Consider the following 22,030-nt stretch of genomic DNA (forward strand, 5'->3'; position numbering starts at 1 on the left):
GGTGGTGGGGTAAGAGGCTTGGGGTGGGTGGGGGTAATGGGAGTGAATGGTGTGGTGGGTGTTATTGGGGTGGTGACTAGCCGGAGAAATGGTTGTTCGTCAACTCGGTAGAAAGAACCGGCATCGATTATTCGGCATTGGCGTCCTGTCACCTGCGAAACAAGCATGGGTCCTCGCATTCCGCCCCCACGCCCCCTCCCCGCCCCACATAATGGCGGCAATTCCACGATTCAATTGGGAGCCCCCCACCCATGAGGACCAGTGAAAAGCCTGCCGTCAACGCGGCGGCGGGGTTGTCCGGCCCGGCCTCGCGCAAGCTCCCCGTGCCCCCTCGCGAACGCAAGCCGGCCCTCGCCGCCCTTGCCGTTCTGCTGATTCTGGGCGGCGCGCTGGCCACGACCCTGCTCGTGCTGCGCAGCGGCGACCGCGTCTCCGCGATCCGGGTGACGCAGCAGGTCGGCGCGGGCCAGAAGTTCACCGAGCAGATGCTGGAAGAGGTCCAGATCGCGGCCGACAGCGGCATCGACTACGTGAGCTGGTCGGAGCGGGGCAAGGTGGAAAACAGCTTCGCGACCGTCACGGTCCTGCCCGGCACGCTGTTCACGAGCCGGATGGGCGTCAAGCAGAGCAGCGAGCTGGGCCCCGGAAAGGCGACCGTCGGATTGGCCCTCAAGCCAGGGCAAATGCCCGCCGGAGTGGAAGCGGGTGACCGGGTCCAGGTGATATATGTGCCCAGCCGTTCGGCCCAGGGACAAACGCGGGTGCTGGCGGAAAGCGCTCTCGTGTTCTCGGTGGGCGACAAGTCGAGGACGGCGAATTCCGGCCAGATCACGGTAATAGTGGATTCATCAGCGTCACCGGAAATAGTGGCGTTCGCCTCCAGCGGCGAGATCGCGGTGGCCGAGCTACCGGGGGCACGCTGACGTGGCGCTGATCGTACTGGCCGCCGACAAGGGCGCGCCGGGTGTGACGACCGCGGCGACCGCCCTGGCGGCGGTGTGGCCGCGGCCCGTGCTGCTGGCCGAATGCGACCCGGCGGGCGGTGACCTCGCCTACCGGCTCCCGGCCGCCGACGGCGGCGTCCTGAACCCCGGCAAGGGCCTGCTCACCCTCGGCGCCACGGCGCGGCGCGGGCTCGAGCCCGCCCAGATCCACCAGCACACGCAGAAGATCGTCGGCGGTCTCGACGTACTGGTCGGGCTCACGCACGGCGAGCAGGCCGCCGGGCTCACCTGGCTGTGGGGCCCATTGGGCAGAGCACTCGCCGGCATCCCGAACGCCGACGTGATCGCCGACTGCGGCCGCCTCGGCGCGCACGCGCAGCTCGGCGACCTGCTCGCCGAGGCCGAGCAGGTCGTGCTGCTCACCAGGGCCACCCTCGACCACGTCGCCCACCTGCGCGAACGCCTCCAGATCACCAAGGCGCACGGCGTCGCCGTGATCGCCGACCCGCGTAACTACCGCGCCTCCATCGACGACGTACGCAGGATCGTCGGCCCGGCCGTCCAGTACGTGTACGGCCTCGCGCACGACCCCAAGGGCGCCGAGCTGCTGCGCGGCCAGTGGGGCGGACGGCTCGACCGGTCCCTGCTCATCCGCACCGCGAGAGACCTGGCGGGAAGGCTGGTGAGCCACCGATGATCGATCACTCGCTGGTCAAGCGCTTCCGCCAGGAGGTCGGCGACCGCCTGGCCCACCAGCGCCGGCTCGACCAGGCCAACGGCCTGCCCCCGATGACGGGGGAGGACGAGCGCCAGTTCGCCCGGGCGCTGATCTCCCAGGTCCTGGAGGAGCACGCCCGCAACGAGATCGGCCTCGGCCGCACGCCCCCCACGGTCGAGGAGGAAGAGGCGCTCGCGGCCGGCATCCACGCCGCGCTGTTCGGCGTGGGCAGGCTGCAGCCGCTGCTCGACGACCCCCAGGTCGAGAACATCGACATCAACGGCTGCGACAGGGTGTTCGTCAGCTACGCCGACGGCCAGGAGCTCATGCACGACCCGGTCGCCGAGTCCGACGACGAGCTGATCGAGCTCATCCAGATCCTGGCGGCGTACTCGGGCCTGTCGAGCAGGCCCTTCGACACCGCCAACCCGCAGCTCGACCTGCGCCTCCCCGACGGCTCCAGGCTGAGCGCCGTCATGGACGTCACCGTCAGGCCGGCGGTCTCGATCCGCCGCGCCCGCCTCGGCAAGGTCTTCCTGTCCGACTTGGCAGGCAACGGCACGATAAGTCGGGACATATCGAGGTTCTTGACGGCCGCCGTCGCCGCCCGCAAGAACATCATGATCGCCGGGTCCACCAACGCCGGCAAGACCACCCTGCTGCGGGCCCTGGCCAACGAGATCCAGCCCACCGAGCGCCTCATCACCGTCGAACGAGCCCTGGAGCTGGGCCTCGACCAGTTCTCCGAGCTCCACCCCAACGTCGTCGCCTTCGAGCAGCGCCTGCCCAACTCCGAGGGCCAGGGCGAGATCTCCATGGCCGAGCTGGTCAGACGCTCCCTCCGCATGAACCCCAGCCGCGTCATCGTCGGCGAGGTCCTCGGCGACGAGATCGTCACCATGCTCAACGCGATGACCCAGGGCAACGACGGCTCCCTGTCGACCATCCACGCCAACTCCAGCATGGAGGTCTTCAACCGCATCTCCACCTATGCCCTGCAGGCCAGCGAGCGCCTGCCCATCGACGCGACCCACATGCTCATCGCGGGCGCCATCGACTTCGTCGTCTTCATCACGAAGCGCAACGACTACCACGTCGGCGGCACCCTGCGCCGCTACGTCTCCAGCATCCGCGAGGTCAACGGCTGCGACGGCCGCGTCCTGTCGAGCGAGGTGTTCGTGCCGGGCCCCGACGGCACCGCCGTCCCGCACGCGCCGGTCTCCTGCCTGGACGAGCTCGCCGCCCACGGCTACCTGCCGGGAGGGTGGTGACGAGGTGATCTTCGACCCGTTCGCGCTGCTGGCCGGAGCGATCATAGGCGGCGGCCTGTTCCTGTTCTTCATCTCCCTGTACGGCATGCGCCCCCGCCCGCCCCAGCCCAAGCGCCACCTGATCAAGATGCTGACCACCCGCACCGCGATAGCCGCGGTAGCGGCCGGACTCGTCCTGATCATCACCGGCTGGCCGGTCATGGCGGTGGGCACGGTGCTGCTCGTGTTCGCCTGGCGCGGCCTGTCGGGCGGGGCCGCCGAAGAGCGCGCCGCCATGCGCCGGCTCGAAGGGCTCGCCGCCTGGACCGAGTCCCTGCGTGACACGATCGCCGGCGCGGCCGGGCTCGAACAGGCCATCCCGTCGTCCATCAGGGCCGCCGCGCCCATGCTCAGGCCCCACCTGCGCGCCATGATCGACCGGCTGCACACGAGGATGGCGCTGCCGGAGGCGCTGGCGCTGTTCGCCGACGAGCTCGACGACCCGTCGGCCGACCTCGTGGTGGCCGCGCTCATCCTCAACTCCCGGCTGCGCGGCCCCGGCCTGCGCGACGTGCTGGGCGCGCTGGCCGTCTCGGCCCGCGAGGAGCTCGACATGCGCCGCCGCGTCGAGGCCGAACGCCGCTCGACCAGGCGCAGCGTCCAGATCGTGGTGATCACCGCGCTCGTCTTCGCCGGGCTCCTCATCCTGTTCAACCCCTCCTACGTGGCCGAGTACGGGGGCCTGCTGGGCCAGGCCGTGCTCGTGGTGGTCGCGGGGCTGTTCGGAGCGGGGTTCGCCTGGATGCGGCGGCTGGCCAGGTTCGACAAGCCGACCCGGCTGCTCATGGGAGGAGGCGGCGGCGATGGTTGAGGGCGCGCTGGGCGGGGCCGTATTAGGGCTCGGCCTGTTCGTGCTGCTGCGGGCGCTCTTCCCGGCCCGCCCGGGGCTGGTGGCGCGGCTGCTCGCGCTCGACGCCGTCCGCGAGGACGCGGGCGCTCCGAGCATCCAGCTCCTGCTGCCCGAGGAGGAGGTCAGCGCGTTCCGCCGCGGCCTGGGCGCCCGCCTGGCCCGCCTGTACGCGGCCCGCGGCTGGGAGGTCAGGTCGATCAAGGCGGACCTGGCACTGCTCGGCCGCTCGTTCGAGGCGTTCCTGGCCGGCAAGGTGCTGCTGGCGGCCAGCGGCCTGCTGGCCTTCCCGCTGCTGCTCGGCTGGCTGGTGCTCATGGAGTGGGGCACCTCGCTCGCCATCCCGTTCTGGGCCGCCGTGCTCGTCGCGCTGCTGTTCTTCTTCCTGCCCGACCTCCAGATACGCAAGGACGCGGCGGCCAGGCGGCGTGACTTCCGCCATGTGGTCGGCGCGTTCCTCGACCTCGTCTCCATGAACCTGGCCGGCGGCCGCGGCGTCCCCGAGGCCCTCATGATGGCCGTCTCGGTCAGCGGCGAGCAGCCCAACTGGGCGATGGGCCGCATCCGCGACGCGCTCAGCGGCGCCAGGATCGTCGGCATCACCCCGTGGCAGGCGCTCGGCCAGCTCGGCGAGGAGATCAACATCGACGAGCTGCGCGACCTGTCCGCCGCGCTCGGCCTGGTGGCCGACGACGGCGCCAAAGTACGCGCGTCGCTGACGGCGAGGGCCGCGACGCTGCGCCGCCGCGAGCTGGCGGAGATCGAGGGCAGGGCCGGCGAGCGGTCGCAGTCGATGCTCGTGGCCCAGCTGCTGCTCTGCGCCGGTTTCGTGATCTTTCTCAGTTTTCCCGCCGCTATGAAGATGTTGGGGTCCTGATGAACCATCCCTGGATCGTTTACCTCACCGCGTACCTGGGTGTCCGCATCCAGCGCGCCCGCACCGCCCCCACCCGCGGGGCCTCCGCCGTCGAGTGGGTGATCATCACCGCCATCATCGCCGGTGTCGCGCTCGGGTTGGCCACCTTGATCAAGTCGCTGGTCGAAGGAAGGCAGAACGATCTCCAAGGCACCTTCGGCGGTGGCGGTGACACCGGTGGTAATCCGTAGGAGGGGCGAGCGGGGCGCGACGGTGATCGAGCTGGCCATCCTCATGCCGATCATCCTGGCGGTCGCGCTGCTCATCGTGCAGGTGGCGCTCTGGTTCCACGCCCGCCAGGTCGCGGAGGCCGCCGCCCAGGAGGGCGCGCGCGTGGCCAGGGCGGCGCCGTTCGACTCCGGTGACTGGCCGGGCCAGGCCACCGCCAAGGCCACCGACATCATCCAGGCCGTCGGCCCGAAGCTGCTCCAGAGCGCCAAGGCCACGACGTCCGAGAAGGAACCGGACGAGCGCTTCGTCACCGTGACCGGCAGCGCCGTACAGGTCATCCCGCTGCTGCCCGAGCTGACGTTCACGATCACCGCCACCGCGGGCGGGCCGGTCGAGTGCTTCCGCCCGGACAACGGCGGCGGGGACTGCTCGTGAGGCGGCCGGAGCGCGGCTCCATGGCCGTGGAGACCGTGATGCTGGCCCCGCTCTTCCTGCTGTTCCTCATGTTCCTGGCAGGAGCGGGGGTGCTGGTGGAGTCGCAGGGGCGGGTCAACGGGGCGGCCAGGGACGCGGCCCGGGCCGCGTCGGTGCAGCGCACGCTCGACGACGCCGAGGCCGCGGCCAAGGCCATCGCCGACAGCACGCTGACCGGGCCCTGCGGGTCCCCGTCCGTGTCGCTGGACGGCTCCGCGTGGGAGCAGGGCGGCCAGGTCCAGGCCGAGGTGAGCTGCGAGCTGGACCTCGGCTTCCTGGGGTTCGGCGGCGTCAAGCGGATGACCGGCACGGCGGTGGTGCCGATCGAGCAGTTCAGGAGGGTCGAATGAGGGAGCGGGGGTCGATGTCGGTGTTCACCGTGCTGTTCTCCGTCGTCGTGTTCCTGCTGGCCGGGCTCCTCGTGGACGGCGGCGCGGCGATCAACGCCCGGCTGCGCGCGGCCGACGTGGCCGAGCAGGCCGCGCGGGCCGGCGCCGACGAGATCGACGTCGACCATCTGCGCTCCACCGGCCAGACCCGGCTGCTCGGCGAGGACCAGGTGTGCGCCAGGGCCGACGAGATCGTCGCCGCGCAGGGCGGCGAGGGTGTGACCCGCGGCGAGTGCACCGTCGGCCAGGGACAGGCACAGGTGACGGTCACCGTGTCGGTGCCCTGGAAGGCGTTCTTCCTGAGCGCGATCGGCTTTCCCGGCACCGAGATGACCGGCCGGGCCGTCGCCGCGCCCGAAGCGAGATAGACCGAAACTCACCGGTCGATGGATCGGTGAGCGTACGAGCACGACCCTGGACGGCGGAAGGGAGAGACGATGCCGACGCGAGAGCCCGCGCGCCCACACGGACGTCACACGCCCGTGCGCGTCAAGGCCAGGCGCAGCGCCGGAGATGTGCTCGCCGGCATCGGATCGCTGATCGTGCTGGTCGCGCTCGTGGGCGGGGTGCCGTACGCGCTGCTCACGTTCGTGGGGCCGCCGATCGCGCCCGAGCTGCTCGACCTCGACCTGCTCACCAGCCGCGTCGGCCCGAGCACCGTCGTGGCCGTGCTGGTGCTGCTGGTGTGGCTGGCCTGGTTCCAGCTGTTCGTGTGCGTGCTGGTCGAGGTGTACGCGGGCGTGCGCAGGGTCGGCATGCCGGCCCGCGTGCCGCTCTCCGGAGGCACGCAGGCGCTGGCCAACAAGCTCGTCGGCGCGGTGCTGCTGCTGTTCACGGCGGGTGCGATGGTTGTGCCGCTGGCCAAGCTGGCGCCCACGCCGGCCGCCACGCCCGTGACGGCGGTCGCGTACTCCGCGCCGATCATCGAGAAGACGACCCTCGACACGCACAAGACCAAGAAGGTGTACGTGGTGCAGCCGCCGCACGGCCGGCACCACGAGAGCCTGTGGGAGATCGCCGAGAAGTGCCTCGGCGACGGCCGCCGATATCCCGAAATTTACCGGCTTAATCAGGCGAAGGAGCAGCCAGACGGCTCCCGCCTGCGCATGGCCGACCTGATCAGGCCCGGCTGGGTGCTCGACATGCCGGACGACGCCAGGCACGCCCACGTCGTCCCCGTCGACCAGCCCCGCGAGCAGACCCTGCGCGAGCACCCCGGCAGGGCGTCGGTGGGTCAGCACGCGGACCGGCACGCCGACTCGAAGACCGGCCAGGCCGAGAAGAAGGTCGAGGCCAAGCACCGCCAGCCGGATCAACAGCAGCAGCCCGACCGGCCGCAGGCCACCATCCGGCAGAGCCAGACGACCGACCTGACCGACTACCTCGCCACGGCCTCGCTGGCCGCCGCGGGCCTGTTGGTCGTGCTGGCCAGGCGGCGCCGCGAGCAGCTCTGGCGCAGGGTGTTCGGCCGCCGGATCGCCCGCCCGCGCGACGACGCCGCCCAGGCCGAGGTCGCGCTGAGGCTGGGCGGCGACGCGCCGGGCGCCCGCATCCTCGACATCGGCCTGCGGCTGCTCGGCGCCGAGCTGGCCGCCCAGAACCGCACGCCGCCCACCGTGTACGGGGCGCACCTGTCGGCCCGCACGCTCGACCTGTGGATCCACCCGCCGGACGGCGACGCGCCCGCGCCGTGGATGGCCCAGGACGGCGGCCAGGTGTGGCGGCTGCCCGCCCACGAGGGCCGCCTGCTGGAGGAGCAGGCGGGCGGGGCGCCGTACCCCGGGCTGGTCTCCATCGGCACGGACGCCGGCGGGCGCGTGCTCATCGACCTGGAAGCCGCGCAGGGCCTGATCAACGTGCGCGGCCCGCAGACCACGGCCGCGCTGGCCGCCCTCGCCGTCGAGCTGGCCACCAACCGCTGGTCCGACCGCATGCGCATCACGCTCGTCGGCTTCGGCGAGGAGCTGACCGCCATCGCGCCTGACCGCATCAGGGCCGTGGGCGGCCTGGCCGAGGTGCTGCCCGAGCTGGAGGCGATCGCCGCGCCGCGCAGGGAGGTGCTGACCGGGCGCATCACCGGCAGCCCGCGCGATGCCCACTACCTGCTGTCCGCGGTCGCGCCCACGCACGAGGAGGCCCGGCGCCTGGCGCTGCTGGCCCGCCGGGACACCGCCGGTTACGTGCTGGCGGGCGAGGTCCCGCACGCCACCTGGACGCTGGAGATCGGCGACGACGGCCGGGCCAGGATGGCCGAGCTGGGCTTCGACGTGCAGGCCCAGCTCCTGCCCCGCCGCCACTACCAGGCATTGATCGACCTGTTCCGCACGGCCTCCCAGGTCGACGGCGAGGCCGTCTCCGAGGCCGAGCCGCTGGCGGGGCTGCACCCGCCCGCCGTCGAGATCAGGATGCTCGGCCCCATCGAGGTCATCGGCCTGCGGCCCCTGGAGGAGGGCCGGTTGGCGCTGGCCGCGGAGCTGCTGGTCTACCTGGCCACGCATCCCGGCGGCGTGCACCCCTCGGTGCTGGGCGGGGTGCTCTGGCCGCGCGGCGTGCAGGACATGGTCAGGGACGCCACGATCGCCAGGGTCGCCGAATGGCTCGGGCGGGAGCACCTGCACACCGACGAGGCCGGCCGGATCAGCCTGGGGCCCGAGGTGCGTACGGACTGGGCGCTGTTCCGCGAGCTCGTACGCCGCTCGAACGGCGACCCGACGGCCCGGGCCGTCCTGCTGGAGAAGGCGCTCGGCCTGGTCAGAGGCCCGCTACTGAGCGGCCGCCAGCCGGGCCGGTATGCCTGGCTGGCGGCCGAGGACCTGGAGTACGACGTGGCCGCCGAGGTGGCCGACGCGGCGCACCAGCTCTGCGAGTTGCGGCTCGCGCACGGGCAGCCGGACGCCGCGGTGGCCGCCGTGCGCGCGGCCCTGCTCCTGGCGGTGGACGACGAGGGCCTCTGGCGCGACCTGCTGCGGGCCACGCACGCCACCGAGGACACCGTACGGCTGCGCGCCGTCGTCGAGGGGCTGACCCGCAGGGCGGCCTCGCACCCGTACGGCGGCGGGATGGCCCCGGAGACCGAGGCACTGATCGAGGAACTGCTGCCCACGTGGCGCATCCATGTGGTGAGGGAGTCGTCGGCATGAGACGAGTCGTGGTGCTGCTGATGATCGTCCTGGCGGGCTGCGGGCAGGCCGAGCGCCCGTACACGCCCGCGGCGGAGCCCACGCCGGCGAAACCCTCTGTCAAAGCCGCACAGCCGGAGGAGACGCTGCCCGCCGGCCCCCAGAGCATCGCCATCGGCGACGGCCTGCGCGTGCGGGTGGAGTGGCCGGCCGACCCCGACCCGCTGCTGAAGGTCATCGTCGACCAGTACGTGGGCACCCGCCAGGCCGTCGTCGAAGGGACCCGCGGCTACCGGCGCAATCTCGAGATCCAGGCCGAGGAGCAGGCGACGGAGTGGGTGAACGAGTTCATCGACGAGGAGCAGTCGATGCGCGGGACGGGCCGGCTCTACAACCTGCGGGTCAGCGCCCGCATGGGCAAAGGCGCTCAGATCAACGCGTGCGTGGACGAGTCAGGCGTGCGGATGATCTCCTCGCGCACCGGGAAGGCCGTCGCGCCCCAACCCGATTGGCTGCGCGCCCCCTACGGCCAGAGCGTGGTCGCCCATCGCGGTGATGACGGGGTGTGGCGCATCAGGTCCTACATCACCTCCACAGAGAGATGCACCCGATGAAACCTTTGCTCGCGGTACTGCTCGCGGTGCCGCTGACGCTCGGTCCGAGCCCGGGACCCGGCGATGTGGACGTCAAGGGCAATCAGCGCGGGCGGACGACGACCCTGAGCCTGGAGGCCAGCACCATCAAGATCACCGGTGACGGCAAGGGCGGCTCGGGTGACGGCTACCGCATCCCGCGCCCCTGCTGGTACGAGCCCAGCCTGGACGCCGAGGAGATGTTCCGGCTGCACACCGAAGGCGCGGGCCCGGCCAGGCGGGCGGGCATCGACGAGGACAGCTTCCGGGCCTTCGTCCAGCAGTTCAAGGACAAGCTCGGCAAGCCGGGCCGGTGGTGGGTGCCCGCGTACAACAAGGCCGATCCGAACGGCGCCGCCTGCTGGGGCGGCCTCGAACAGTTCATCTTCATGCCCCCGAACACCACGCCGCCGTCCGGGATCACGATCGAGCAGCTGGCGCAGATCGCCAGGGCCGCGCTGACCGTCCCGGAGCCGACGGTCAAGCTGAACCCCGACGCCAAGAGCTTCGTCAACCTCCCGACCTACGTCTGGCTGGAGAACGTCGGTCAGCCGCGCCGCACGGTCACGGCGTCGATCCCCGGCGTCATGAGCGTGACCCTGGTGGCGACGCTCCAGGACATCAAGATCGACCCGGGCACGACCAAGGACCGGGCCGAGGTGCACGAGGAGGGCTGCGGGCCGTCCGGGAAGCCGTACGCGAAGGGCGCCCAGTTCACCTGCGGCGTGCGTTACCTGCGCTCGGCGATCGACCAGCCGCGCGAGAAGTACACGCTGACTGTCACCACCGTCTGGCCGGTCCAGGTGGCCGACAACGTGGTGCCGTTCCAGTTCGCGCCCGTACAGGTCGGAGCCAGCCGGGACGTGCCGGTCGGCGAGATCCAGAGCAACGTCAAGCCGTGAGCGGCGGCCGGGCCGCTCAGGGGCCGCTCAGGCCCGGACCACCGCCACCAGCGGGGCCAGCTCGGGCAGCTCCGCCGCCTCGTCGAGCACTTCCTTCAGTACGCCGTCGTGCGTGGGACGGGCCCGCTCCAGCAGCTCGAACCCGGCCTGCGTGACCTCCGAGTAGATCCCGCGCCTGTCGTCCTCGCACAGGTAGCGCTTGAGCAGGCCGCGGTTCTCCAGGCGCGTCACCAGCCTGGTCGTGGCGCTCTGGCTGAGCACGACGGCCCTGGCGAGCTGCTGCATCCGCATGTGCCAGCCGTCCTGGCGGGCCAGCACGTCCAGCACTGTGTATTCGCTCACACTGAGCGAGTGCTCCTTCTGGAGTGATTTCTCCAGCCTGTCCTCGATTTTCGCGTGCAGCGCCGCGAGGGTGCGCCAGCCCTGGGCGCGCGCCTCCACGGCGTCATCGGCTAGGGGCATGTGACAGCCTCCTCGACATCCTTGTATGGTCAGTTAGTCGGCGTGTGCAAATAATGTCCACGCTTACTAACGTCGTCTGAGGAGTAGTCTATGCCTCTCGCCCTGTTCGCCCTCGCGATCAGCGCCTTCGGCATCGGGACCACGGAGTTCATCATCAACGGGCTGCTGCCCGAGGTGGCGGCCGACTTCCACGTGACCATCCCGGCCGCCGGCCTGCTCGTGTCCGGCTACGCGCTGGGTGTGGCGGTCGGCGGGCCCCCGCTGACCATGCTCGGCGGGCGCCTGTCGCGCAAGACCATGCTGTTGTCGCTGATGGTGCTGTTCATCGCCGGGAACCTGCTGTCGGCACTGGCGCCCTCGTACGCGGTGCTGATGGTCGGCCGTTTCCTGTCGGCCTTCGCGCACGGCGCGTACTTCGGGGTCGGCTCCGTGGTGGCCGCCGACCTGGTGGCGCCGAAGAAGCGGGCCAGCGCCATCGCCATGATGTTCACCGGCCTCACGCTCGCCAACGTCCTGGGCGTGCCCCTGGGCACCTGGATCGGTCAGGCGTTCGGCTGGCGGGCCACGTTCTGGGTCGTGGTGGCGATCGGCGTGGCCGGTCTCGCCGGCGTCGTCGCCCTCGTCCCCCGGCAGCCGCGCCCGACCGGGAGCGTCCTGCGGGAGCTGGCGACGTTCCGCAAGGCCGGCGTCTGGCTGGCCCTCGGGATGACCGTCTTCGGCTTCGCCCCGGTCTTCGCCGTCATCACGTTCATCGCGCCCATCATGACCGGCCCGGGCGGCTTCTCGCCCGGCGCCGTGCCCGTGGTCATGGCCCTGTTCGGGGTCGGCCTCGTGGCGGGCAACCTGATCGGCGGCAAGCTCGCCGACCGCGCGGTCATGCCCAGCATCTACGGCTCGGTCGCCCTGCTCACCCTGCTGGCCGTGGCGGTGGCCCTGGTGTCGGGCAACCAGGTGGCCTTCGTGATCACCATCACGCTGTTCGGCGTGGCCGCCTTCGCCACGGTCCCGCCCCTGCAGACCCGTGTCCTGGACGCCGCCGCCGGCGCTCCCACGCTGGCCTCGGCGGCCAACATCGGGGCCTTCAACCTGGGCAACGCGATCGGCTCCTTCGCGGCCGGCCTCACCATCGACGCCGGCTTCGGCTACACCGCCCCGGCCTGGACCGCGGCCCTGCTGGGCCTGGCGGGGCTGGCCGTGGCGGGGGCGGCGGGCCTCCAGGCCCGCCGCCTGGCGCCCGCCACCTAGACGGCGCGGGATTCGTGGGCGATCAGCCACTCCTTGACCGGTACGCCGTAGTAGTAGCCGCCGTAGCCTCCGCCGCTGGGCAGCACCCGGTGGCAGGGGACGAACGGCGCGATGAGGTTCTGCGCGCAGGCCGAGCCGGCCGCCCGGGCGGCCGTCCTGGGCATGCCGGCCCGCTCGGCCAGCTCCGCGTACGAGACCGTGGTCCCCGCCTTGACCTCGCGCAACGTGGCGTGGAGCCGCTGGCGGGTGGCCGTACCCGGCTGGGAGACCTGGACGGCGTCCAGGGCGTCCAGGTCCCCGGCCAGGTACGCCCGGACCGCCGCGGAGGCGGCCCCGAGGTCGTCCACAACCTCCAGGCCCTCCGACTGCAGCTCGGGCGTGAGGCGCACGAACATCTCCGTCGGGTCGGCGGTGAAGCCGGCCGCCACCACGACCCCCTCGCGGGACAGCAGGGACAGCGGCCCCACCGGGGTCGGGATGAGCTGGGCAGCGATCATGATGAGCTCCAAAGGTGCAGGGCGGCGTAGGCCCGCCAGGGCCGCCACCGCTCGATGTGGTCGTCGGGGATGCCCAGGCAGGCCATGCGCTTCTTGAGCACGAGGTCGCCCGTGGGCCACGCGTCCGGGTCGCGCAGCGCCCGGAGCGCGATGTAGCTGGCCGTCCACGGGCCGATGCCCGGGACTTCGAGCAGGTCCGACACCGCCTCGGCGGGGTCCTGGCCGCCGTCGAGGTCCAGGCGGCCCTCCACCAGGTGGCCGGCCAGGTGCCTGAGCGTGTCGATCCGGCGGTTGGTCAGGCCCACGCCGGTCAGGTCCGTCTCCAGGAGCTCGGCGGGGGTGGGGAAGAGCGGGCCGGGGGCCTTGGCGACAATGCGGCCGAGGAGGGTGCGGGCGCCGGCCACCGAGATCTGCTGGCCCACCACCGCGCGTACGGCCAGCTCGAAGCCGTCGAACGCGCCCGGCACCCGCAGCCCCGGACGGGCCGTCACCAGGGGCCCGAGCGAGGTCTGCTCCAGGATCTCCGATATGGCGGAGGGGTCGGCGTCGAGGTCGAGGAGGCGGCGGCAGCGCGCCACGACGCGGGCGAGCTGCCGCGTGTCGTCCATCACGACGTCCAGGGCTATGTGGTCCTGCCGTGGTGTGAGCGTGATCGTCCCACCTGGTACGGCTCGCTGGTACGACGTCCGGTCCGCCACCTCCAGCCCCGGAATGGCGCGGGCCGCCAGGAACGCGAAGACCCCCTCCACGTCGTACGGCTCGCGCCGGTGCAGCCGCAGCCGCAGCGTCGCGTCGCAGACCCGCGGTCCCGCCGTGGCCCGCAGCTCGCTGGGCGTGAAGCCGTACGTCTCCCGCATCGTCGCGTTGAACTGCCGCACGCTCCCGAACCCGGCCGCGAACGCCACCTCCGTGACCGGCAGCCCCGTCTCCGTCAGCAGTTGCTTGGCCAGCAGCAGCCGCTTGGTCCGCGCGACCGCCAGCGGCCCGACGCCCAGCTCGGCCACGAACAGCCGGTGCAGGTGCCGCTCGGTGATGTGCAGCCGCTGGGCCAGCCCGCCCACGCCCCGCTCGTCCGCCGCGCCGTCGTCGATCAGCCGCAGCGCCCGGCCGACCAGGTCGCCGCGCACGTCCCAGCCCGGGTCGCCGGGCGAGAGCTCCGGACGGCACCGCTTGCACGGCCGGAACCCCGCGGCCTCGGCCGAGGCCGCGTGCCGGTAGAAGCGCACGTTCCTGGAGGACGGCGTACGCGCCGGACAGATCGGACGGCAGTAGATGCGCGTCGTCGTCACCGCCGTGTAGAACCGCCCGTCGAACCGGGCGTCCCTGGCCGAGACGGCCCGGTAGCAGGAGTCGAAGTCGAGCTGGAGTGGTGACATGCCTCCGACACTAGGCGCTCTCCGAAGGCGCTGACTGGCGGAAATCGGACGTGAGCGTCGAACGGCAGGTCAGCAGGCCGAGCCGGGTGACCTGCGGAAATCGGACACCCGGCGCACGGCTACTTCGACGAGACGCCCACTCCCAGGTCGAACTCCCGGTAGACCCGGGCCCAGAAGCCGTCACGCAGCCACACCCGGGCCTCCGGGTAGGGCCGCAGCGAGTGGCCGAGCTCCTTCTCCGCCTCGATCAGCAGCTCGGTGTCGATCACGGTCGGCAGGATGGGCCCCGGCAGCAGGTCGCGGATGTTGTCGCGGCCACGGGTGAGGATCCACTTCTGTGCCACGTGCTCGCCCACGTCCTCCACGCGTGGGCGGCTCGGCCCGAGCTTGGCCACCTGGCCCGGCTTGGCGTGCGGCTTGACCGGCGTGCGCCCGGCGAAGACCTGGGCGGGCGACGGGGCCACGACCGGCGGAGTGACCGGTACGGGCTGGGGAGCACGGCTGAAAAAGGGCCTCAGGAAATCAGCGGAGATCACTTCGACGGTGTCGGACTCCCACACCAGGCGCTCGGCCTGGTTGGTGCCGTACGGCGGCTCGACGCCCCACAGGTGGATCCGCACTCCGTACGCCTGCGCCGCCTCGACCGCCGGAACCATGTCCTCATCGCCTGCCAGCAGGATGGTGTCGGTCACCGCATGATGTCGGGCCAGCGCCTCCAGATCGCTCCTGATCTGCGCGTCCACGCCTTTCTGCTGGCCACGGGCGTTCAGGTTGCCAAGCCGCACCTTGACCCACGGGAGCTGGGCGATGACTCGCTGGTCGACGGTGGGCACACGGTCACGGGCGGCGTCATACCAATAGATCCGCAGAAGTTCGCCGGAAGTACGTTCCTCTGCATGTTTCTGTAGACTCTGGATGAGTTCATCGGCGGCCACCCGATATTCCTTGCGTTCCTTCGCACCGAGCAGCACTTCACCTGCCGCCGCGTACAGATAACCGACATCCACCAGGACGGCGTACTTGGCTGCCACAGGATGCGGCATGAGGTCTGGGATGGCCATGTCGTCCTCCAGGCCGCGGTGTTAGTTGATCGGCTGACTATATACGCCTACTTTCTCTAGATAGTCCCAACTCCCGGGGAACTTGACACCCGATTCTCAGGATCTATCTAGGGTAGAGCGCTCATCCGCCATGCCGACTTCCCTGGAACGACAGGCTTACGCATACCTCTGGCTGGGTTTCGCCACCTTTGCCGACGCGGCTCAGGAGACGCCTCGGGTTCGGCGTGCGAGCTCTGCCGCGCGACGAGTACGGCCACCAACGCCGCGATCTCCTCGGGCGTGGCGTCCCCCCGGACAATTCGCAGCTCTGGCGTCATAGCGGGATGTTCCCATGCTTCTTCGGCGGGAGCGTCGCCCGCTTGTTCCTGAGGGCCCTCAGCGCCCTGACGACCTGAACCCGGGTCTCGGACGGCCGGATCACCGCGTCCACGTAGCCGCGCTCGGCCGCGATGTACGGATTGGCCAGCGTGTCCTCGTACTCGGTGACGAGCCGGGCGCGCTCGGCCTCGGGGTCGTCGGAGGCGGCGAGTTCGCGCCGGTAGAGGATGTTGACCGCGCCCTGTGCTCCCATGACCGCGATCTGGGCCGTCGGCCAGGCCAGATTGACGTCCGCGCCGAGGTGCTTGGAGCCCATGACGTCGTACGCGCCGCCGTACGCCTTGCGCGTGATCACCGTGATCAGCGGCACGGTGGCCTCGGCGTAGGCGTAGAGGAGCTTGGCGCCCCGCCGGATGATTCCGTTCCATTCCTGATCGGTTCCTGGGAGGAATCCCGGCACATCCACAAATGTCAGTATCGGAATATTAAAGGCATCACATGTTCGAATAAATCGGGCGGCCTTCTCCGATGCGTTGATATCCAGACATCCCGCGAAATGCATGGGCTGGTTGGCCACGACCCCGACCGGCTGGCCGTCCACCCGGCCGTACCCGACCACGATGTTCGGCGCGAACAGCGCGTGGACCTCCAGGAACTCCCCGTCGTCCAGCACGTGCTCGATGACCCGGTGCATGTCGTACGGCTGGTTGGCCGAGTCGGGGATCAGCCCGTCGAGCTCCGGATCGGGCTCCAGGTCGGTGGCGGGCTCGAAGGCGGGGGCCTCGTCCAGGTTGTTCGACGGCAGGTACGACAGCAGCGCCTTGACGTACTCCAGCGCGTCGTCCTCGTCGGTGGCCTGGTAGTGGGCCACGCCCGACTTCGTGTTGTGCGTGTGCGCCCCGCCGAGCTCCTCGAACGTGACCTCCTCGCCCGTCACCGTCTTGATGACGTCGGGCCCCGTGATGAACATCTGGGACGTCTGATCCACCATCACCACGAAGTCGGTCAGCGCGGGGGAGTAGACGTGCCCGCCGGCCGCCGCGCCCATGATGAGCGAGATCTGCGGGATCACGCCGGAGGCGTGCACGTTGCGCTTGAAGATCTCCGCGTAGAGGCCGAGCGCGACCACGCCTTCCTGGATGCGCGCGCCGCCGCCCTCGTTGATGCCGATGATCGGGCACCCGGTCTTGATCGCCAGGTCGAGCACCTTGACGATCTTCTCGCCGTACACCTCGCCGAGCGAGCCGCCGAACACCGTCACGTCCTGCGAGAACACGCACACCTGCCGGCCGTCGACCGTGCCGTGCCCGGTGATGACGCCGTCGCCGTACGGCCGCCGCCGCTCCAGCCCGAACATCGTCGACCGGTGCCTGGCGAACTCGTCGAACTCCACGAACGAGCCCTCGTCCAGCAGCGCGAGCACCCGCTCCCTGGCGGTCATCTTGCCCTTGGCGTGCTGCTTGTCCACGGCCTCCGCGGAGCCCGCGTGCGCGGCCTCGTCGAGCCGCCGCTCCAGGTCGGCGATCTTCCCGGCGGTGGTGTGAATGTCCGGCCTGTCCGGCAGCTCCTCGGCAGCAGTGCTCATGCGCGCAAGGCTAGTCCTTCCTCCTAGAGTGGATCCATGACGGATGCGGTTCGCACGCACGGGCTGTTCAAGCGCTACGGGCCGCAGGTCGCGGTGGCGGGCGTCGATCTGGTGGTGCCGTCGGGGAGTTTCGCGGGCCTGGTCGGGCCCAACGGCGCGGGCAAGACCACCACGCTCAGCATGATCACCGGGCTGCTCCGGCCCGACGGCGGCACGGCCGAGGTCGACGGGTTCCACGTGTGGCGCGACCCCGTGGAGGTCAAGACGCGCATCGGGGTGCTGCCGGAGGGGTTGCGGCTGTTCGAGCGGCTGTCGGGCCGCGAGCTGCTCCTCTACAACGGGCGGCTGCGCGGCATCCCCAAGGCCGACGTCGAGCAGCGCGCGGGCGAGCTGCTGGCCGTGATGGACCTGACCGAGGCCGCCGACAAGCTCGTCGTCGACTACTCCACCGGCATGCGCAAGAAGATCGGCCTGGCCGCCGCGCTGCTGCACAACCCGTCCGTGCTCTTCCTGGACGAGCCTTTCGAGGGCGTCGATCCGGTCAGCGCCAACACGCTCACCGACGTGCTCCGGCGCTTCACGGCGTCCGGCTCGACGGTGATCTTCTCCAGTCACGTGATGGACCTGGTCGAGCGGCTGTGCGACTGGGTGTCGGTGATGAGCGCGGGCCACATCGTGGCGCAGGGCCCGCTGGCGGACGTACGTGGCGGGCGCAGCCTCAACCAGGCGTTCCTGGAGCTGGTCGGCGGATCGCGCGACAACGGCGAGGGCCTCACGTGGCTCGGCGCCAACCCCAGGTGACACCCGAGGAGTCCCGTTGACCACCGTGGCCCTGTTCGCGCAGCTCAAGCTCCGGCTGCTGGCCGGAAACCTGCGCGGAGACCTCCAGCGCAAGCTCGGCTTCGTCTTCACCCTGCTCATTTCCACCGGCCTGGCCGTGCTCGGCTTCTTCCTGATGAGCCTGCTCCGGCTGGCGCCCCACGACATCGCCGCCGACCTGGTGATCATCGCGTTCACGTCCTTCCTGATCGGCTGGATGATCGTGCCGCTGATGGCGTTCGGCCTGGACGACACGCTCGACCCGGCGAAGCTGTCGCTCCTGCCGCTGCGCACCGGGCAGCTCGCGGTCGGCATGTTCACCGCGTCCGTGACCGGGGTATGGCCGCTGGCCATGCTGATCGTCACGGCCGGCGCGCTGGTGGGGGTGGCGACGGGCGTCGGCGGCGTGCTGCTCGGGGTGCCGGCCGTGCTGCTGCAGTTCGCGCTGTGCGTGGTGACGTCGCGGCTGATCACCACCTCGCTCTCCAGCGCGCTGCGCACCCGGCGGGGCCGTGACGTGCTGGCCGTGGCCGCGCTGCTGGTGGTGGTGCTCGCGCAGCTGCCCAACCTCGTGATGAACCGCGGCCTCGGCGACCCCGAGGCCATGCTGCGCCAGCTTGCGGGCGTGCTCCGGTGGACGCCGCCGGGCATGGCGGCGCACGCGATGGCCGACGGCGGCCTGGCCGGGCTGGCCGAGCTGGCGCTGGTGGCCGTGATCGTGGTGGTGCTGGGCCTGCTGTGGATCAAGGCGCTGGGCCGGGCCCTGGTGACGCCCGACGTCTCCACCCAGGCCGCGTCCGTGCGCAAGGAGAGCGGCCTGGTCGACAGGTTCCTGCCGGACGGGCCGCTGGCGGCCGTGGTGACGAAGGAGCTGAAGTACATCAGGCGGGAGCCCAGGTTCCGCGTCGGCTGGTTCAGCGCGGTCGTGGTCACCGCCGTGCTGGCGTTCTCGCTGAGCAGGAACACGGGCGGCGCGGAGGGCGTGCCGATCGTGCTCACCTGCGTCGGCGCCCTGATGATCGCGTTGCAGTCGGGCAACGCGTTCGGCATCGACGGCCGCTCGTTGTGGATGAACGCCGTGGTGTTCGGCTCCGAGCGCGGGCTGGCCACCGACCTGGCCGGGCGCCACCTGGCCAACGCGCTGATCGCCGTGCCGCTGCTCACCGTGATCGCGGTGGCCACCGGCCTGTTCACCGGCCATCCCGGCATGATCGTCCCGGCGGCGCTGGCCGGGTGGGGCGCGCTCGGCATCGGGCTCGGCGTCGGGTCGGTGACCAGCGTGGTGGTCCCGTACACCGTGCCCGAGCGGATGAACGCCTTCAGCGGCGCCGCGCCCGGGCAGGGCGGCCAGGCGTTCGCCTCCGCCATGGGGGCCACGCTCGGCATCGCGCTGCTGTCGCTGCCGTTCGTGGTGCCGCTGGCGTTCGGCTGGTTCTGGGTGTGCGCGGTGGCGCCGTTCTACGGGGTGCTGGCGGAGACGCTCGGCAGGCGCCTGGCCGCCAGGATCGGATTCGCCCGGATGCCGGAGCTGCTGGGGGCTGTTTCCAAAGGTAGTTGAATGGTCTAGTCCAATGGGCGAGACCGGTCTACGGCTTCCCTGAGCGACTCGATACCCTTCGAAACATGATTGACCAGGGGCTCGAGCGTCGCAGCGCCGCCGTTACCGAGATGCCGGACGAGCTACGCCACGATGTGCGGCTGCTCGGCAAACTGCTCGGCCAGGTGCTCGCCGAACAGGGTGGCGAAGACCTGCTGGCCGACGTCGAACGGCTGCGCAAGGCAGTCATCGCAGCACGTAAGGGCGAGGTCTCGGCCGACGAGATCACCGCCATGGTCGCCGAATGGGAGATCGAGCGGGCCGTGGCGGTCGCCCGCGCGTTCACCTGCTATTTCCACCTGGCCAACCTGGCCGAGGAACACTACCGGATCCGCACACTACGCGAGCGGGACGCCGAGGGCAGGGTTCAGCGAGAGTCGCTGGCCCAGGCCGTACAGGAGCTGGGCCACGAGCGGGTCACCGAGCTGCTGGAAGGCCTGGAGCTGCACCCGGTGCTCACCGCGCACCCCACCGAGGCACGCAGGCGCGCGGTCGTCACCGCCATCCAGCGCATCAGCGGCCAGCTCACCGAGTACAACACGCCCGGCCGCGGCGCCAGCGAGCGCGCCGAGAACAAGCGCCGCATGCTGGAGGAGATCGACCTCCTGTGGCGCACGGCCCAGCTCCGCTCGACCAAGCTCGACCCGCTTGACGAGGTGCGCACCGCGATGGCCGCCTTCGACGAGACGCTGTTCCGCATGGTGCCGCAGGTCTACCGCTCGCTGGACGCCGCGCTCGACGAGCGCACCGGCACGCGCCCGCCGCAGGCCAGGCCGTTCATCCGGTACGGCAGCTGGATCGGCGGCGACCGCGACGGCAACCCCAACGTCACGGCCAGGGTCACCCGCGAGACCATCCAGATCCAGTCCGAGCACGTGCTGACGGCCCTGGAGACCGCCTGCACGCGCATCGCCCGCACGCTGACCTCCTCCGTCCAGCTCGCCGCGCCCTCGCCCGCGCTCAAGTCGGCGCTGGCCGAGGCCGTGGACGCCTACCCCGACGTGGTCTCCGAGCTGGCCACCCGCTCGCCGCGCGAGCCGCACCGGCAGTGGCTGCTGTTCGTGGCCGCGCGCATCGCCGCGACCCGCCGTCGCGATCTCGACCTGGCCTACCGCGCGCCGGCCGAGCTGCTGGACGACCTGCGCGTGGCGCAGGAGTCGCTGGCCGCCTCGGCGCCGCGGCAGGCGTACGGGGAGCTGCAGCACCTCATCTGGCAGGTCGAGACGTTCGGCTTCCACCTGGCCGAGCTGGAGGTGCGCCAGCACTCCCAGGTGCACGCGGCCGCCCTGGAGGAGATCAGGGCCGGCGGCGAGCTGTCGGAGCGCACCGAGGAGGTGCTGGCCACGATCCGGGTGATCGCCTGGATCCAGGAGCGGTTCGGGGTCACGGCCTGCTCCCGCTACGTGGTCTCCTTCACCCGCTCGGCCGACGACATCGCGGCCGTCTACGAGCTGGCCAGGCATGCGCTCGGCGAGCGGGCGCCGGTGCTCGACGTCGTGCCGCTGTTCGAGTCGGGCCAGGACCTGGCCAACTCGCCGGACGTGCTGACCGGGATGCTCGAGATCCCGGCGATGCGGGCGCGCCTGGAGACCAACGGGCGGCGCATGGAGATCATGCTGGGCTACTCCGACTCGGCCAAGGAGCTCGGCCCCGCGGCCGCCACGCTCCGGCTCTACGAGGCGCAGGAGGAGCTGACGGCCTGGGCGGCCAAGCACGACGTGAAGCTGCGGATGTTCCACGGCCGTGGCGGCGCGCTGGGCCGTGGTGGCGGCCCGGCCAACCGCGCGGTGCTGGCCCAGGCGCCGGGTTCGGTCGCCGGCCGGTTCAAGGTCACCGAGCAGGGTGAGGTCATCTTCGCCCGCTACGGCCACATCGCCATCGCCCGCCGCCATCTGGAGCAGGTGGCCAACGCCGTGCTGATGGCCTCCTCGCCCACGGTCGGCGCCCGCACGGCGGCCGCCGCCGAGCGCTTCCGGGGCCTGGCCGAGCAGGTGGCCACGGCGTCGGAGCAGGCGTACCGCGCGCTGACCGAGGCGCCGGGCTTCCCCGAATGGTTCGGCCTGGTCAGCCCGCTGGAGGAGATCGGCACGCTGCGCCTGGGCTCGCGCCCGGCGCGCCGCGGGCTCGGCGCGCCGCGCTCGCTCGACGACCTGCGGGCGATCCCGTGGGTGTTCGCGTGGGCGCAGACGCGGGTCAACCTGCCCGGCTGGTACGGCCTCGGCACCGGCCTGGCCTCGGTCGGCTCCCTGGAGGAGCTGCGGGCGGCGTACGCGGAGTGGCCGCTGTTCAACGCGATGCTGGACAACGCCGAGATGTCGCTGGCCAAGACCGACCGCTCGATCGCCAAGCGCTACCTGGCGCTGGGCGGCCGGGAGGACTTCGCCCAGCAGGTGCTGGAGGAGTACGACCGGACCCGCGACCTGGTGCTGCGGGTCACCGGCCACACGCGGCTGCTGGAGAACCGGAAGGTGCTCTCGCGCGCCGTCCAGCTCCGCGACCCGTACGTGGACGCGCTCTCCCACCTCCAGCTGCGGGCCCTGCGCGCGCTGCGCACCGGCAACCCGTCGGAGCAGGAGCGCGAACGCCTGTCCACGCTCCTGCTCCTGTCGGTCAACGGCGTCGCCGCGGGCCTGCAGAACACCGGCTGA

At 71.3% G+C, this 22,030-nt stretch carries 22 protein-coding genes; 16 read left to right on the forward strand and 6 right to left on the reverse strand.

From position 1 onward, the window contains the following. The first annotated feature begins 251 nt into the window (after positions 1–251). The 12 genes from ABZX61_RS01610 (at position 252) to ABZX61_RS01665 (ending at position 10,422) form a co-directional block, all read left to right on the forward strand. Positions 252–923 carry a hypothetical protein gene (locus tag ABZX61_RS01610; RefSeq protein ID WP_350728305.1) on the forward strand — a complete coding sequence of 224 codons (672 nt, stop codon included), beginning with the start codon at positions 252–254 and terminating at the stop codon, positions 921–923. Between the two features lies 1 nt (position 924). Further along, a complete protein-coding gene (locus ABZX61_RS01615; protein ID WP_350728306.1) occupies positions 925–1,641 on the forward strand; it encodes a hypothetical protein in 717 nt (238 codons plus the stop codon). Next, a complete protein-coding gene (locus ABZX61_RS01620) occupies positions 1,638–2,933 on the forward strand; it encodes an ATPase, T2SS/T4P/T4SS family (protein ID WP_355190641.1) in 1,296 nt (431 codons plus the stop codon). Before ABZX61_RS01615 ends, ABZX61_RS01620 begins: the two co-directional genes overlap by 4 nt. Before the next feature lie 4 nt (positions 2,934–2,937). Further along, the gene (locus ABZX61_RS01625) at positions 2,938–3,783 is read left to right on the forward strand and encodes a type II secretion system F family protein (RefSeq protein WP_350728308.1); all 846 of its coding nucleotides are present in this window, start codon (positions 2,938–2,940) and stop codon (positions 3,781–3,783) included. Between the two features lie 40 nt (positions 3,784–3,823). Continuing rightward, positions 3,824–4,696 carry a type II secretion system protein gene (locus ABZX61_RS01630; RefSeq protein ID WP_355190643.1) on the forward strand — a complete coding sequence of 291 codons (873 nt, stop codon included), beginning with the start codon at positions 3,824–3,826 and terminating at the stop codon, positions 4,694–4,696. Beyond that, on the forward strand, positions 4,696–4,926 hold the full coding sequence (locus tag ABZX61_RS01635; RefSeq protein WP_350728310.1) for a hypothetical protein: 231 nt from the start codon (positions 4,696–4,698) through the stop codon (positions 4,924–4,926). The genes ABZX61_RS01630 and ABZX61_RS01635 overlap by 1 nt, the downstream gene beginning before the upstream one ends. Next, positions 4,913–5,341, forward strand: coding sequence for a TadE/TadG family type IV pilus assembly protein (locus ABZX61_RS01640; protein WP_350728311.1), 429 nt, complete (start codon positions 4,913–4,915; stop codon positions 5,339–5,341). The genes ABZX61_RS01635 and ABZX61_RS01640 overlap by 14 nt, the downstream gene beginning before the upstream one ends. Further along, positions 5,338–5,730, forward strand: a complete 393-nt coding sequence (locus ABZX61_RS01645; RefSeq protein WP_350728312.1) for a TadE/TadG family type IV pilus assembly protein — start codon at positions 5,338–5,340, stop codon at positions 5,728–5,730. Before ABZX61_RS01640 ends, ABZX61_RS01645 begins: the two co-directional genes overlap by 4 nt. Then, the gene (locus tag ABZX61_RS01650; protein ID WP_350728313.1) at positions 5,727–6,137 is read left to right on the forward strand and encodes a flp pilus-assembly TadE/G-like family protein; all 411 of its coding nucleotides are present in this window, start codon (positions 5,727–5,729) and stop codon (positions 6,135–6,137) included. The genes ABZX61_RS01645 and ABZX61_RS01650 overlap by 4 nt, the downstream gene beginning before the upstream one ends. A gap of 69 nt (positions 6,138–6,206) precedes the next feature. Further along, positions 6,207–8,909 (forward strand): BTAD domain-containing putative transcriptional regulator, encoded by a 2,703-nt coding sequence (locus ABZX61_RS01655; RefSeq protein WP_355190646.1) that lies wholly within the window; start codon positions 6,207–6,209, stop codon positions 8,907–8,909. After that, complete coding sequence (locus ABZX61_RS01660) at positions 8,906–9,502, forward strand: hypothetical protein (protein ID WP_355190648.1); 597 nt, start codon at positions 8,906–8,908, stop codon at positions 9,500–9,502. The genes ABZX61_RS01655 and ABZX61_RS01660 overlap by 4 nt, the downstream gene beginning before the upstream one ends. Beyond that, positions 9,499–10,422, forward strand: coding sequence for a hypothetical protein (locus tag ABZX61_RS01665; protein ID WP_355190650.1), 924 nt, complete (start codon positions 9,499–9,501; stop codon positions 10,420–10,422). Before ABZX61_RS01660 ends, ABZX61_RS01665 begins: the two co-directional genes overlap by 4 nt. 27 nt (positions 10,423–10,449) lie before the next feature. On the opposite strand, the gene ABZX61_RS01670 is transcribed toward ABZX61_RS01665, so the two are convergent. Further along, positions 10,450–10,884 (reverse strand): MarR family transcriptional regulator, encoded by a 435-nt coding sequence (locus ABZX61_RS01670; RefSeq protein WP_350728317.1) that lies wholly within the window; start codon positions 10,882–10,884, stop codon positions 10,450–10,452. Positions 10,885–10,974: 90 nt separating this feature from the next. Here ABZX61_RS01670 and ABZX61_RS01675 point away from each other — a divergent pair, with 90 nt between their 5' ends. Next, positions 10,975–12,129 (forward strand): MFS transporter, encoded by a 1,155-nt coding sequence (locus ABZX61_RS01675; RefSeq protein WP_355190652.1) that lies wholly within the window; start codon positions 10,975–10,977, stop codon positions 12,127–12,129. Here the strand turns inward: ABZX61_RS01675 and ABZX61_RS01680 are convergent. The 5 genes from ABZX61_RS01680 to ABZX61_RS01700 form a co-directional block, all read right to left on the reverse strand. Next, positions 12,126–12,626 carry a methylated-DNA--[protein]-cysteine S-methyltransferase gene (locus ABZX61_RS01680; RefSeq protein WP_355190653.1) on the reverse strand — a complete coding sequence of 167 codons (501 nt, stop codon included), beginning with the start codon at positions 12,624–12,626 and terminating at the stop codon, positions 12,126–12,128. The two genes, ABZX61_RS01675 and ABZX61_RS01680, sit on opposite strands and share 4 nt — an antisense overlap. After that, complete coding sequence (locus ABZX61_RS01685; RefSeq protein WP_350728320.1) at positions 12,623–14,002, reverse strand: DNA-3-methyladenine glycosylase 2 family protein; 1,380 nt, start codon at positions 14,000–14,002, stop codon at positions 12,623–12,625. Before ABZX61_RS01685 ends, ABZX61_RS01680 begins: the two co-directional genes overlap by 4 nt. Positions 14,003–14,121: 119 nt before the next feature. Next, positions 14,122–15,063: an NYN domain-containing protein gene (locus tag ABZX61_RS01690; protein WP_355190655.1), complete on the reverse strand. Its 942-nt coding sequence runs from the start codon at positions 15,061–15,063 to the stop codon at positions 14,122–14,124. Between the two features lie 107 nt (positions 15,064–15,170). Then, positions 15,171–15,380, reverse strand: a complete 210-nt coding sequence (locus ABZX61_RS01695; protein ID WP_350728322.1) for an acyl-CoA carboxylase subunit epsilon — start codon at positions 15,378–15,380, stop codon at positions 15,171–15,173. Continuing rightward, positions 15,377–16,966: an acyl-CoA carboxylase subunit beta gene (locus tag ABZX61_RS01700; RefSeq protein ID WP_355190657.1), complete on the reverse strand. Its 1,590-nt coding sequence runs from the start codon at positions 16,964–16,966 to the stop codon at positions 15,377–15,379. The genes ABZX61_RS01695 and ABZX61_RS01700 overlap by 4 nt, the downstream gene beginning before the upstream one ends. Before the next feature lie 36 nt (positions 16,967–17,002). Here ABZX61_RS01700 and ABZX61_RS01705 point away from each other — a divergent pair, with 36 nt between their 5' ends. The 3 genes from ABZX61_RS01705 to ABZX61_RS01715 all read left to right on the forward strand — a co-directional run bounded on the left by ABZX61_RS01705 (position 17,003) and on the right by ABZX61_RS01715 (position 22,030). After that, complete coding sequence (locus ABZX61_RS01705; protein WP_350728324.1) at positions 17,003–17,767, forward strand: ABC transporter ATP-binding protein; 765 nt, start codon at positions 17,003–17,005, stop codon at positions 17,765–17,767. 25 nt (positions 17,768–17,792) lie between these two features. Then, positions 17,793–19,343, forward strand: coding sequence for a hypothetical protein (locus ABZX61_RS01710; RefSeq protein WP_355191448.1), 1,551 nt, complete (start codon positions 17,793–17,795; stop codon positions 19,341–19,343). 65 nt (positions 19,344–19,408) lie between these two features. Then, on the forward strand, positions 19,409–22,030 hold the full coding sequence (locus ABZX61_RS01715) for a phosphoenolpyruvate carboxylase (protein ID WP_355190659.1): 2,622 nt from the start codon (positions 19,409–19,411) through the stop codon (positions 22,028–22,030).

The organism is Nonomuraea sp. NPDC003709, assembly GCF_040610775.1.
GTDB lineage: Bacteria > Actinomycetota > Actinomycetes > Streptosporangiales > Streptosporangiaceae > Nonomuraea > Nonomuraea angiospora_A.

Coding starts and splice junctions, on each gene's coding strand:
- ABZX61_RS01660 (WP_355190648.1), top strand. CDS start 8,906: ATGAGACGAGTCGTGGTGCTGCTGATGATCGTCCTGGCGGGCTGCGGG.
- ABZX61_RS01670 (WP_350728317.1), bottom strand. CDS start 10,884: ATGCCCCTAGCCGATGACGCCGTGGAGGCGCGCGCCCAGGGCTGGCGC.
- ABZX61_RS01680 (WP_355190653.1), bottom strand. CDS start 12,626: ATGATCGCTGCCCAGCTCATCCCGACCCCGGTGGGGCCGCTGTCCCTG.
- ABZX61_RS01690 (WP_355190655.1), bottom strand. CDS start 15,063: ATGGCCATCCCAGACCTCATGCCGCATCCTGTGGCAGCCAAGTACGCC.
- ABZX61_RS01650 (WP_350728313.1), top strand. CDS start 5,727: ATGAGGGAGCGGGGGTCGATGTCGGTGTTCACCGTGCTGTTCTCCGTC.
- ABZX61_RS01620 (WP_355190641.1), top strand. CDS start 1,638: ATGATCGATCACTCGCTGGTCAAGCGCTTCCGCCAGGAGGTCGGCGAC.
- ABZX61_RS01665 (WP_355190650.1), top strand. CDS start 9,499: ATGAAACCTTTGCTCGCGGTACTGCTCGCGGTGCCGCTGACGCTCGGT.
- ABZX61_RS01700 (WP_355190657.1), bottom strand. CDS start 16,966: ATGAGCACTGCTGCCGAGGAGCTGCCGGACAGGCCGGACATTCACACC.
- ABZX61_RS01635 (WP_350728310.1), top strand. CDS start 4,696: ATGAACCATCCCTGGATCGTTTACCTCACCGCGTACCTGGGTGTCCGC.
- ABZX61_RS01675 (WP_355190652.1), top strand. CDS start 10,975: ATGCCTCTCGCCCTGTTCGCCCTCGCGATCAGCGCCTTCGGCATCGGG.
- ABZX61_RS01655 (WP_355190646.1), top strand. CDS start 6,207: ATGCCGACGCGAGAGCCCGCGCGCCCACACGGACGTCACACGCCCGTG.
- ABZX61_RS01705 (WP_350728324.1), top strand. CDS start 17,003: ATGACGGATGCGGTTCGCACGCACGGGCTGTTCAAGCGCTACGGGCCG.
- ABZX61_RS01610 (WP_350728305.1), top strand. CDS start 252: ATGAGGACCAGTGAAAAGCCTGCCGTCAACGCGGCGGCGGGGTTGTCC.
- ABZX61_RS01715 (WP_355190659.1), top strand. CDS start 19,409: ATGATTGACCAGGGGCTCGAGCGTCGCAGCGCCGCCGTTACCGAGATG.
- ABZX61_RS01685 (WP_350728320.1), bottom strand. CDS start 14,002: ATGTCACCACTCCAGCTCGACTTCGACTCCTGCTACCGGGCCGTCTCG.
- ABZX61_RS01695 (WP_350728322.1), bottom strand. CDS start 15,380: ATGACGCCAGAGCTGCGAATTGTCCGGGGGGACGCCACGCCCGAGGAG.